Annotated in this window: 10 protein-coding genes, 1 tRNA gene and 2 pseudogenes; 8 read left to right on the forward strand and 5 right to left on the reverse strand. The window is 70.9% G+C overall.

The genetic code is table 11. The annotated features are described in order from the left end of the window. Positions 1 to 331: 331 nt before the first annotated feature. The 4 genes and pseudogenes from FCN22_RS17610 to FCN22_RS17625 all read right to left on the reverse strand — a co-directional run bounded on the left by FCN22_RS17610 (position 332) and on the right by FCN22_RS17625 (position 2,331). Entirely contained in the window at positions 332 to 907 is a 576-nt protein-coding gene (locus FCN22_RS17610; protein WP_137122876.1) for a hypothetical protein, read from the reverse strand. Positions 908 to 1,009: 102 nt separating this feature from the next. Continuing rightward, a complete protein-coding gene (locus FCN22_RS17615; protein ID WP_137122877.1) occupies positions 1,010 to 1,543 on the reverse strand; it encodes a hypothetical protein in 534 nt (177 codons plus the stop codon). A gap of 143 nt (positions 1,544 to 1,686) precedes the next feature. Next, positions 1,687 to 2,122 (reverse strand): annotated as a pseudogene (locus FCN22_RS22335) (type II toxin-antitoxin system PemK/MazF family toxin). Further along, entirely contained in the window at positions 2,119 to 2,331 is a 213-nt protein-coding gene (locus FCN22_RS17625; RefSeq protein ID WP_137122878.1) for an antitoxin MazE family protein, read from the reverse strand. The pseudogene FCN22_RS22335 and the gene FCN22_RS17625 overlap by 4 nt, the downstream one beginning before the upstream one ends. A gap of 451 nt (positions 2,332 to 2,782) precedes the next feature. Here FCN22_RS17625 and FCN22_RS22865 point away from each other — a divergent pair, with 451 nt between their 5' ends. Continuing rightward, positions 2,783 to 2,959, forward strand: coding sequence for a helix-turn-helix transcriptional regulator (locus FCN22_RS22865; protein ID WP_373681347.1), 177 nt, complete (start codon positions 2,783 to 2,785; stop codon positions 2,957 to 2,959). Between the two features lie 38 nt (positions 2,960 to 2,997). Beyond that, positions 2,998 to 4,008, forward strand: a pseudogene (locus tag FCN22_RS22870) (tyrosine-type recombinase/integrase); the annotation flags it as partial. A gap of 251 nt (positions 4,009 to 4,259) precedes the next feature. On the opposite strand, the gene FCN22_RS17640 reads toward FCN22_RS22870, so the two are convergent. Beyond that, positions 4,260 to 4,334: transfer RNA gene (locus FCN22_RS17640), tRNA-Arg, on the reverse strand. 87 nt (positions 4,335 to 4,421) lie between these two features. On the opposite strand from FCN22_RS17640, the gene FCN22_RS17645 reads away from it, so the two are divergent. The 6 genes from FCN22_RS17645 (at position 4,422) to FCN22_RS17670 (ending at position 11,483) form a co-directional block, all read left to right on the forward strand. Further along, entirely contained in the window at positions 4,422 to 4,880 is a 459-nt protein-coding gene (locus tag FCN22_RS17645) for a response regulator (RefSeq protein WP_137122880.1), read from the forward strand. Positions 4,881 to 4,911: 31 nt separating this feature from the next. Next, positions 4,912 to 6,558: an arginine--tRNA ligase gene (argS, locus tag FCN22_RS17650; protein ID WP_137122881.1), complete on the forward strand. Its 1,647-nt coding sequence runs from the start codon at positions 4,912 to 4,914 to the stop codon at positions 6,556 to 6,558. 13 nt (positions 6,559 to 6,571) lie between these two features. Beyond that, positions 6,572 to 7,963 (forward strand): diaminopimelate decarboxylase, encoded by a 1,392-nt coding sequence (gene lysA, locus FCN22_RS17655; protein ID WP_137122910.1) that lies wholly within the window; start codon positions 6,572 to 6,574, stop codon positions 7,961 to 7,963. Between the two features lie 85 nt (positions 7,964 to 8,048). Further along, on the forward strand, positions 8,049 to 9,395 hold the full coding sequence (locus FCN22_RS17660; protein ID WP_238384813.1) for a homoserine dehydrogenase: 1,347 nt from the start codon (positions 8,049 to 8,051) through the stop codon (positions 9,393 to 9,395). Further along, positions 9,395 to 10,480, forward strand: a complete 1,086-nt coding sequence (gene thrC, locus FCN22_RS17665) for a threonine synthase (protein ID WP_137122882.1) — start codon at positions 9,395 to 9,397, stop codon at positions 10,478 to 10,480. The genes FCN22_RS17660 and thrC overlap by 1 nt, the downstream gene beginning before the upstream one ends. A 4-nt stretch (positions 10,481 to 10,484) precedes the next feature. Further along, on the forward strand, positions 10,485 to 11,483 hold the full coding sequence (locus FCN22_RS17670; protein WP_137122883.1) for a homoserine kinase: 999 nt from the start codon (positions 10,485 to 10,487) through the stop codon (positions 11,481 to 11,483). Positions 11,484 to 11,535: the final 52 nt, after the last annotated feature.

Here is an 11,535-nt window from a genome sequence, read left to right on the forward strand (position 1 = left end):
GCAGCACGCACCGGCTGGAACGTCACGGGAACCGACTTTGCGACAGCGACCACCGCCCGCGCCGTCATCCGCCGCGGTTAGCTCAGTCCCGCCGTCCCTATCGCGGATGGGCATTCGGGAACTCCAAGAGGGTCGGGCGGGGCGCGTCTAAGCAGGTCAGTCTGTGCACCAGTCCGGGCGCCGGCGCGGCGACGAAGCGCGGAGCGGGACTGCAGCGCCGACCGCAGGCGCCTGGGTCGCTTCATGTTGGTGGTGACCACGGTGGCGAGCAGATCACCACGCCGGACGCTCTCTCGCGCCCGCTGGATCGCCGGAGCGGCATCCTGGGATGTCATGTCGGGCGCTGTGGTGACTTCTCCAGGTTGAGGTGGGCGGCGATCTGTCTGCGGTAGGCGCCGTGGCCACCGATGTATCGCTGCAGGCCGAACAGCTCGACGTACAGCAGCGCCCTGGCCCAGACCGGCACCGAGCCGACGAGGTGGGTGCGCACCCAATCCCACAGGCGGGGGTCAGCCAAGACCTCGAACGTCTTCTGCTCCGAGACCAGGTCGAAGAGGTCATCCAGGACGAGTTGCAGCCGCCACGAGTAGCGCCCCGGCCGGCCGAGGTCCCACTCGGCGTCACGGCGCCGCAGCATCGCCGTGATCTCGACTCCCCAGGAGGAATGCTGTGCGTACACCGGGGCGATGATGTTCAGCCAGTCCAGCAGGCGGTAGATCGCCGTTGAGGTATAGGGGATGCGGATCTGCAGGCGGAGGACCTCACCCCAGGGCACTGTCTCCGTGGACTGGTTCAGCACCAGGAGCACCCCCGATCTGGTGAACTTCAGCGCGGTGATGCCGTCATCACCGGCAAACACGACGCCGTCCGCGACCTGCCTCCACGGGACCGGCCGGTCCTCACGCACGGCCATCACCTCTGCTGCGCACTCTCGAGCTGACTGGCGAAGGAGGGCGCCGACGAAGGGGACACACGAGCGAATAACCGAACTCTCCCCGGCCAGGAGCCGTCACGGGCGGGCCACGTCGCCGCTGTCGATCGGCCGGTCCGGCTCGCTACGCGAAGCGTGGCTGGCGGCGCTCTCCAGCACTCCCCGAGCCCGCTGCACCCGCCGATTCCGCCGCCCGAGGACGTCGAAGCCGGCCAACTCCGACAGGGCGACTTCTTCCCCGTCAGCCAGGACGACGACCGGGACCGAAGTAGTCCACAGAACCGACGCCGGCCCGTCAGCGTCACCCACATCCACCGCGACCACCCTCAGTCTGCGCCGCCCGAACCAGCCCACCTGGATGACTTTCGAGCCGCGCACGATTACTCGCCGCAGCGGCGAGCGGACCGTGAGAACCAGCGCCACCACGCCCATCGCCAGGTAGACCGCCTGCCAGATCGGCCCGCCTATTTCGTCCGGATCCCCCAGCGCGCTGAACCCGATCAGCGCAAAGCCGCCGGGCGCTGCGGAGAACACCAGCGTCCACGGCGACCACAGCGTCACCGACGTCGTCTTCACGCCGAGCATGATCTCAACAAAGCCGACGTCGAACAATCACCCGAACGGCTGGTCCGGACACCAAGTTCGTGACCCGACCCGGTCCCGTAACACCAACCTCCAGCGGGACGCCGCAGGCCACAGCGGGTGCCGGGCCTGCGTAGAGCACCCGCTTCACCGTTTACCCCGCCCGGTGGTCGTCACCGGGACGGGAACGTCGTGCGGCGCACCGCGGCCGGTCGATTTGTAGGCTCCTTCCAATAGCCGGCGCCGGCCAATATTCCATCGGTACCGGGTCGCTCCATCTCAATCGGCAAGGCCGGGGAATACCACCGGGCGCGGTCGAGCCGGACGCGATCGGTATCGGTGAGCTGGCCGACGCGGTCGCCTACATTCTTTCTGGGCATCGTCGTGATCTTGTCGACCATGAGTTGACTTGGCTGTTCGATTCCGGTGCTGGGGTTGGACGGGATGGGGATGCGGATCAGTGGCTGCGTCGAACTGGTTCGTGTTCGTCGGGCAGACCGTCACCGAGGCTGTCACGTCGAATCGATCGTCCTGGATGATGACCACCGGCCTTGGCTTGCCCGTGTAGGCACCACGCGCCGCTGCCACGTGGATGTCCCCCCGCCTCACTCGCCAGGATCCGGTTCATCGGTCCACTCGACCGAGATGGCGTCGACGAAGCCTTGGTCACTTGCCTCGTGCTCCCTGGCAGCGACGGCGGCCGCCTGGCGGTGAGCCTGCGCGGCGAACTCGGGCGCGCGCACGTCGGGAACCCAGATCTGAACGGGTCGGAGTCCCTGCGCGCGCAACCGCCGACGGTGCTCGCGTGTGCTGACCATACGGCGATGTTACGTGTAACGCCGGGGTTGGCCACGGATAACGACCGAGTCGAAGAACACTCGACGAGGCCCGTTCGGGAAGCACCCTCCCGGCTGCTGCTGAAGAGCCAGCGGGTTTCCGAGCCGCCCGCTCACGGCAACCACAGATAGGTGGCGTCCAACTGAGCACGGAGGGCCTATCCGCGCCCTTACGGGGTCGTAATCCCGCCACGAGCGGCTGTGGCCAATCGAGGAGAAGTCGATGAGCGATCCGAGAGCTCACTGCGTGACCAGCACGAACGGCTGTGGACCTGGACGAGCCAGACGGTTCGCCACAGCAGAGGACCCGGGGCGGGCGCCCGATGGTGCCCCGTCGGACCGGTAGAGACAGCAAACAGCACACCACCAGGAGGAGACCATGAGCAGCACCCACCCGACCCTCACGGCAACGCCGCACGCCGACGACGAGCTGATGACCCTCAAGGAGGTCGCCGCCATCGTCCGCGTGCCCGAGGCCACCCTGCGCTACTGGCGTCACCTCGGCACCGGGCCGCACAGCTTCCGGATCGGCCGATCCGTCCGGTACTGGCGCACCGAGGTCCTCGCGTGGCTGGAGCAGGAGTCCCACGATCCACAGGACCGGCCATGAGGCTCGGCACCGGTGGGCGGTCGAGGGGACAATGAGCCATGGCCAGCATCGAGAAGCGCCTCCGCGACGGACAGGTCACCTGGCGGGCGCACTACCGCACCCCGGCCGGCGCGCAGCGCAACAAGACGTTCGACCGCAAGCTCGACGCGCAGCGCTTCCTGGCCACCGTCGAGTCCGCGAAGCAGACCGGCTCGTTCGTCGACCCTGTCCTGGCGCGGCTGACCGTGGGCAAGCTGGCCACCCACTGGCTGGAGAACCAGACCCACCTCAAGCCGTCCACCCGGGAGCGGTACGCCGGCATCGTGCGCGAGCACGTCCGGCCGCAGTGGGAGGACATCACCTTGGCCAACGTCGCCCACGCCGACGTGCAGGCCTGGGTGACCTCCCTGTCGGCGACCCGGTCCCCGGCGACGGTCCGGAAGGTTCATCGCGTCCTCTCCCTGATCCTGGACATGGCTGTCCGGGACGGACGGCTGGCGCGCAACGTCGCCCAGGGAGTGAACCTGCCCCGGCCGGTGCGGCAGCAGCAGCGCTACCTGAGCCACGCGCAGGTGGCGGCGCTCGCCGCCGAGTGCGGCAGGCCAGCGCAGGTGAGCAAGCACCGGCGGCTCGACGAGCGCACCAACGAGACCTACCGGCTCGTGGTGTTGTTCCTGGCCTACACCGGCGTCCGGTTCGGCGAGATGGCGGCGCTGCCGGTCGGCCGGCTCGACCTGGTGCGCCGGCGTGCCCTGATCGCCCAGTCGGTCACCGTGGTCCAGGGCCAGGGGCTGGTGTGGGGGACCCCGAAGACCCATGAGCGCCGCGACGTCCCGATTCCCCGGTTCCTGGTCGAGGACCTGGCCGCGCACGTCGCCGGCAAGGCACCCGACGAGCTGGTCTTCACCGGGGTCCGGGGCGGCGGCCCGATGCGGGCGGCGATCTTCCGCCGCGGCGGCTTCGATGCGGCCGCGCGGGCGATCGGACTTCCCGGCCTGCATCCGCACGAGCTGCGGCACACCGCCGCGAGCCTGGCGATCGCGGCCGGTGCCGATGTCAAGGTCGTCCAGCACATGCTCGGCCACTCCTCGGCGACGATGACCATGGACACCTACGGTCACCTGTTCCACAACCGGCTCGACGAGGTCGCCGACGCGATGGACCTGGCCCGCTCCGCGGCCCAGGAGCGAGCCCGCCAGAGCGCCGACGCTGTTGCCCAAGCCGATCCTGCTGTTGCCCGAGTGTTGCCCGACGCCCTGGTGGTCGACTTGGCCCATCTCCGGCGAAACAGCAAAACCGCTGGTCAGCGCCGCAATTCTGGTGGCGCCCCCGGCAGGATTCGAACCTGCGCTCCCGCCTCCGGAGGGCGGTGCTCTATCCCCTGAGCTACGGGGGCCGGACGGAAACCGGCCGCTTGTGGTGAGGCGCTCGGGTCCGTGCATTTCGGCACGCGGGAGCACAGTAGCAGCCTACTCTTTCGGACATGACCACGGCCGACGCTGCGGGCGCTAAGCGTGGCATCCGCAATGGACCCGCCGGCCAGAACTTGGCCGCACGGGCTGCCCGACGCGTCATCGTCTGCGACGACGAGCCCGGGGTCCGAATGCTCCTTCGGATCAACCTCGAGCTCGAAGGGTGCACCGTCACCGAGGCGACCGACGGGGACGAGCTGATCGCCCTGCTCCGGCTGAGCGACCCACTGCCGGACGCCGTCACCCTCGACGCCCTGATGCCCCACATCAACGGATGGCGCACGACCCAGATCATCCGGTCCGATCCGCGCACCCGCGACCTGCCCGTGATCATGATCAGCGCCAGCACCCATGTCGAAGACCGGATCCGGGCCGAGGAGGCGGGTGTCGACGTCTTCGTCTCCAAGCCGTTCGAACCGCACGCCGTCGTTGACCTGGTGCTCGGCCTGGCCGCTCGAGGCCGCGGATGAGCACGCGTCCGCCGCCCCTAGACTTCTCCGGGTGACCCCCGAACAGCTCGCGCTCGCGATCCGCGCTGCCCTGCAGGACGCCGTCGACGCCGGTGACCTGCAGGTCGATGTGCCTGACACGGTCCGGGTGGAGCGGCCGAGGAGCCGCGCCCACGGTGACTGGTCGACCAACATCGCGCTGCAGCTGGCCAAGCGGGCCGGGGTGCCGCCACGCGAACTGGCCACCGTCCTGGCGGACCGGCTGGCGGCCGTCGGCGGCATCAAGGCGGTCGACATCGCCGGGCCGGGCTTCCTCAACATCACCTTCGAGGCCGCGTCCGCCGGGGAGCTGGCGCGCACCATCGTCGAGGCCGGCACGGCATACGGCACCAATGAGGCCGAGGCGGGGCACGTCATCAACCTCGAGTTCGTCTCGGCCAACCCGACGGGGCCCCTGCACATCGGGCACACCCGCTGGGCCGCTCTCGGAGACGCCCTCCGCCGCCTCCTGACCGCCTCCGGGGCCGAGGTCACCGCGGAGTACTACGTCAACGACGCCGGCGCGCAGATGGATCGCTTCGCCGCGTCGGTGCTCGCCGCGGCCCGGAACGAACCGACTCCCGAGGACGGGTACCCGGGGGCCTACGTCACGGCGCTCGGCGAGGCCGTGCTGGCCGAGCGCCCGGACCTGACGACCCTGCCCGCCGATCAGGCCCTCCGGGTCACCCGCGAGATCGCCTCCCGGCACCAGCTCGCCGACATCCGGGAGGTTCTCGAAGCCTTCGGGGTGCATTTCGACGTGTGGTTCTCGGAGAAGTCGCTGCACGACAGCGGCGCGGTGCAGGACGCTGTCGCACGGCTCCGGCAGCAGGGTCACGTCTTCGAGTTCGAGGGCGGGACCTGGCTGCGCACCACGGAATTCGGCGACGACAAGGACCGCGTCCTGGTGCGCGCGGGCGGCGAGCCCACCTACTTCGCATCCGACGCCGCCTACTACCTGAGCAAGAAGGACCGGGGCTTCACCGAGAAGGTCTACCTGCTCGGCGCGGACCACCACGGCTACGTCGGGCGGCTCAAGGCGATCGCGGCCTGCGCAGGGGACGACCCCGAGACCAATATCGAGGTGCTGATCGGCCAGCTCATCAACATCTCGGGCGAGCGCATGGGCAAGCGCCGCGGCAACGCGATCTACATGCGCGAGCTGCTCGAGTGGATCGGGTCCGACGCCGTCCGTTACACGCTCGCCCGCTACCCGGCCGACTCCCCGCTCTCGCTGAACGGCGAGGACCTGCGTCGCCAGACCAACGACAACCCGGTGTTCTACGTGCAGTACGCCCACGCCCGGACCTGCAACGTCGCGCGGCTCGCCGGGGAGGACGGGGTGTCCCGCAGCGACGGGTTCGATCCCGCGCTGCTCACGCACGAGACCGAGTCGGCGCTCCTGGCCGCGCTCGGAGACTTCCCGCGCATCGTCGCGCAGGCGGCCACCCTGCGGGAGCCGCACCGCGTCGCCCGCTACCTCGAGGCGCTCGCCGCCCGCTTCCACAAGTGGTATGACGAGTGCCGCGTCCGCCCGGTGAACGCCGACGAGGAGATCACCGACCTGCACCGCACGAGGCTCTGGCTCAACGACGCGACCCGCACCGTGCTGGCGTCGGGCCTCGACCTGCTCGGGGTGTCTGCCCCGGAGCGGATCTAGCGCCGTGGCGACGATGAGCCCGGACGCGACGACGGACGGCCCGCCGGCCCTGCCGGACGACCTGGCGCAGCTGCTGCCACGACTCTGGCCGTCCGGAGCTGCCCGCGACGACTCCGGTGCGCTGACCCTCGGCGGACTCGACGTGCGCGAGCTCGCCCGCGAGTTCGGCACTCCTGCCTACTTCCTCGACGAGGACGACTTCAGGGCGAGGGCTCGAGAGCATCGGGAGGCCTTCGAGCGCGCCTTCCAGGACCTGGCCGGGGCGGACGTCTACTACGCGGGCAAGGCCTTCTTGTGCACGGCGGTCGCGCACTGGGTCCAGGAGGAGGGCCTTCGCCTCGATGTCTGCACCGGCGGAGAGCTCGCCGTCGCGGTCCGGGCCGGGACCCCCGGAGAGCAGGTCGGCCTGCACGGCAACAACAAGTCGTGCGAGGAGATCGAGGCTGCGCTGCGCCACGGCGTCGGTCGCATCGTCCTCGACTCCTTCGAGGAGATTGACCGGGTTGCCGCGGTCGCGCGGGAGCTCGGGGTCGTGGCGCCGGTGATGATCCGGGTCACCGTCGGGGTGTCGGCCCATACCCACGAGTTCATCGCCACCGCCCACGAGGACCAGAAGTTCGGCTTCAGCCTCGCCGGAGGAGCCGCGGGTGAGGCGGTCCTGCAGGTGCTGCGGCATCCGGAGCAGCTGCGGCTGCTCGGCCTGCACAGCCACATCGGCAGCCAGATCTTCGACGTGAGCGGTTTCGAGGTCGCGGCGCGCCGGTTGCTTCAGCTGCATGCCACGGTCGCCCGGGACCACGGGCTCGAGCTGCCGGAGCTCGACCTCGGCGGTGGTTTCGGCATCGCCTACACGAGCGACGAGGTTCCCCTGGCGACGGACGAGCTGGCCCGGGGCCTCGCCACCATCGTGCGGGAGGAGTGCGCGGCGGCGGCGATCCCGGTGCCGCGGATCTCGGTCGAGCCCGGCCGGGCCATCGTCGGACCAACCACGGTCACGGTCTACGAGGTGGGCACGGTCAAGCCGGTTCAGCTCGAGGACGGCGCGACCCGAACCTATGTCGCCGTCGACGGCGGGATGAGCGACAACATCCGCACCGCTCTCTACGGCGCCGAGTACTCCTGCGCCCTGGCGGGGCGCCGCGGCGTCGACGAGGCGGCCCTCGTGCGCGTCGTCGGCAAGCACTGCGAGAGCGGCGACATCGTCGTCCGGGACGGCTACCTGCCGGCGGACGTGCGCGCGGGCGACCTGCTCGCGGTGCCGGGGACCGGTGCCTATTGCCGCAGCCTGGCCAACCAGTACAACCACGTGCCGAGGCCGCCGGTCGTCGCCATCCGGGGCGGCCGGGCGCGGGTCATCGTGCGACGGGAGACCGTCGAGGACCTGCTGGCGCTGGACGCCCTGTGACCGCCCGGATGCCGGACAGCGGCCGTCCAGAGGGTGGGCGCCCGGCAGGATTGGGCCGAAAGGCACGTATCGAGAGGGTGAGGTCGTGAGCACCGAGCAGAGCGAGGACGGGCCCGGGCGGGTGGAGCCACTGCGCGTCGCGCTGCTCGGCTGCGGGGTCGTCGGCACCGCCGTGGTGCGGAGGCTGCTCAGCCATGCTGACGACTACGCCTCGCGGGTCGGGCGGCCGCTGCAGATCGTGGGCATCGCCGTCCGCACCGAGGGGGTCGACCGTTCCGACGTCGGTGTCGACGTCGACCTCTTCACCACTGACGCCGCGTCCCTCGTGGCGCGGGCGGACATCGTGATCGAGCTGATGGGCGGTATCGAGCCGGCGCGCACCCTGATCCTGTCCGCGCTGGAGCACGGCGCCGCCGTGGTCACCGCCAACAAGGCGCTGATGGCCGAGGACGGTCCGACGTTGCACGAGGCAGCCCGCCGCGCGGGGGTGGACCTCTTCTATGAGGCAGCCGTCGCCGGAGCGATCCCCCTGGTCCGGCCGCTGGTCGAGTCGTTGGCCGGCGACAAGGTCCACCGCATCACCGGCATCGTCAACGGCACCACCAACTACGTGCTCGACCAGATGGACCGGGCCGGCGCCGACTTCGACGAGGCGCTGAAGCAGGCCCAGGCGCTCGGCTATGCCGAGGCCGACCCGACCGCCGACATCGAGAGCCATGACGCGGCCGCGAAGGCGGCCATCCTGGCGTCCCTCGCCTTCCACACCCGGGTGAGCGCGAGCCAGGTGCACCGCGAGGGCATCACCGCGGTGACCCGTGAAGACGTGCGCGAGGCGCGCGAGCTCGACTGTGTCATCAAGCCGCTCGCCATCTGCGAGCGGATCGAGGACGCGTCGGGCGCCGTGGCGGTCAGCGCCCGGGTGTACCCGGCGATGGTGCCCCGGACCCATCCCCTCGCGAGCGTCCACGACGCGTTCAACGCGGTGTTCATCGAGGCCGCCGCCGCGGGCGAGCTGATGTTCTACGGCCAGGGCGCAGGCGGCGACCCGACCGCCTCAGCGGTGCTCGGCGACGTGATCGCGGCCGCCCGGCACGCGGTGACCGGCGGACGCAGTCCCGGGGAGTCGACTTACGCGGATCTGCCTGTGCTTCCTCTGGACTCGGTGCAGACCCGCTACCACATCAGTCTCGATGTGGCAGACCTGCCGGGCGTCCTCGCCGGCATCGCCGCGGTTTTCTCCGAGCACGGCGTGTCGCTGGAGAGCGTCCGGCAACGCCTGGTCTCCGGCGGCGAGGGCGAGCAACGGGCCAACCTGGTCGTGGTCACGCACCGGGCACCGGACGCGGCACTCTCCGCGACCGTCGAGGCGCTGGCAGCGGACCCCGCGGTGCACCGCCTGCGGTCCGTCATCCGGGTCGAAGGAGGGCTGTGATGGCCACACCGTGGAGAGGGGTCATCGCGGAGTACCGCGACCGGCTCCCGATCGTCCGGGACGCGCCGGTCGTCACGCTGGGCGAGGGTGGCACGCCGCTGATCCCGGCCGAGCACCTCTCGGAGCTGGTGGGCGCCGACGTCCATATCAAGTACGAGGGCCTGAACCCGACCGCGTCCTTCAAGGACCGCGGCATGACGGTCGCGATCAGCCACGCCGCGGGCGCCGGTGCCCAGGCGGTCATCTGCGCCTCCACCGGCAACACCAGCGCGTCGGCGGCGGCCTACGCCACCAAGGCGGGTATGACGTGTGGCGTCCTGGTGCCGGACGGCAAGATCGCGATGGGCAAGCTCAGCCAGGCGATCGCCCACGGTGCGACCCTGCTGCAGGTGGACGGCAACTTCGACGACTGCCTCACCCTGGCCCGTAAGCTTGCGGAGGCCTACCCCGTCGAGCTGGTCAACTCCGTCAACCCGGCCCGGATCGAGGGTCAGAAGACAGCGGCCTTCGAGGTCGTCGACGTGCTGGGGGACGCCCCCGACATCCACTGCCTGCCGGTGGGCAACGCCGGCAACATCACGGCATACTGGCGCGGCTACCAGCAGTACCTGCAGGACGCCGAGATGCCCGGGCCGGCAACCAGACTCCCGCAGATGTGGGGTTTCCAGGCGGAGGGTGCCGCGCCGCTCGTGCTGGGCCACCCGGTGGACCATCCGGAGACCATCGCCACCGCGATCCGCATCGGCAACCCGGCGTCCTGGCAGCAGGCGGAGGGCGCTCGGGACGCGTCCGGCGGCCGGATCGCCGCGGTGACCGACAGGCAGATCCTTGCCGCGCACCGCCTGCTCTCCAGCCGTGAGGGGATCTTCGTAGAGCCGGCCTCCGCGGCGAGCGTGGCCGGGTTGCTCGCGGCGCACGAGGCCGGCGAGGTGCCCGCGGGGGCACGCATCGTGTGCACGGTCACGGGTCACGGACTGAAGGACCCGGGGTGGGCGCTCAAGGACGAGGAGGGCAGCGACGTCGTGCCGACCCGCGTGCCGGTCGACGCGATGACCGCCGCGGCAGCACTCGGCCTGGGGGCCTGACCCGGTGCAGGACCTCGTCGCCGGACGCTCCGTCTCCGTCCGCGTCCCGGCGAGCACGGCCAACCTGGGCCCCGGTTTCGACTCCGTGGGACTGGCCCTCGGGATCTGGGACGAGTGCACCGCGACCGTGGCCGGTGACCGGCTCGACATCGTCGTGGAGGGGGAGGGGGCCGGGGGACTGCCCTGCGACGAGGGCCACCTAGTTCACCGGTCGATGGTGCGGGCCTGGCAGGAGCAGGGGGTGCGTCCACCCGCCGGGTTGCGCCTCCGGTGCCGCAACACGATCTCGCACAACCGCGGCCTCGGCTCGTCTGCCGCGGCGATCGTGGCCGGGGTGGCACTCGCGCACGGGTTGGTGTCGGCTGGCTGCCGGCCAGAGGTGGAGGGCGGCGGCGACGACATCGCAGCCGACCTCGTCGTGGACCTCGCCGCCGTCAACGACCTGGCGAGCGAGCTCGAGGGCCATCCCGACAACGCGTCGGCCAGTGTCTTCGGAGGGCTGACGCTGTCGTGGTCGGACGATGCCGCGACGACCCGGCGCACCCGGACGGTCCGCCTGGCCGTGCATCCCGACATCGTCCCGGTCGTCCTGGTGCCGACCGCAGAGTTGGCCACCGCCAGGGCGCGGGCCGTGCTGCCGACGAGCGTGCCGCTCGCCGACGCGGCCCGCAACAGCGCCCGTGCGGCGCTCCTCGTCGAGGCGATGACCCGCCGACCCGACCTGCTTCTGCCCGCGACCCGGGACTGGCTGCACCAGGAGTCCCGGCGGGAGTCGTATGCCGCGTCGATGGCCCTGGTCGACACGCTCCGCAGCCAGGGGCACGCCGCCACCGTGTCCGGCGCAGGACCGGGCGTCGTGGTGCTCGCCACCAAGGAGTCGGTGACCGCGGTGAGCTCCGCAGTGACTTCCGCGGTGACCTTGGGCGGGGCCCGCGCCGCATGGCGGATCCTCGTGCCCGGGGTACCGGACTCGGGAGTCACCGCGCGGCTTCTGCACGGTTGACGGGTGCCCGGGCGGACCAGTTGGTAGGGTACGGGCAGCAAGGGGGCTCCCC

The sequence above is a fragment of the Segeticoccus rhizosphaerae genome (assembly GCF_005222685.1).
Lineage (GTDB): Bacteria > Actinomycetota > Actinomycetes > Actinomycetales > Dermatophilaceae > Segeticoccus > Segeticoccus rhizosphaerae.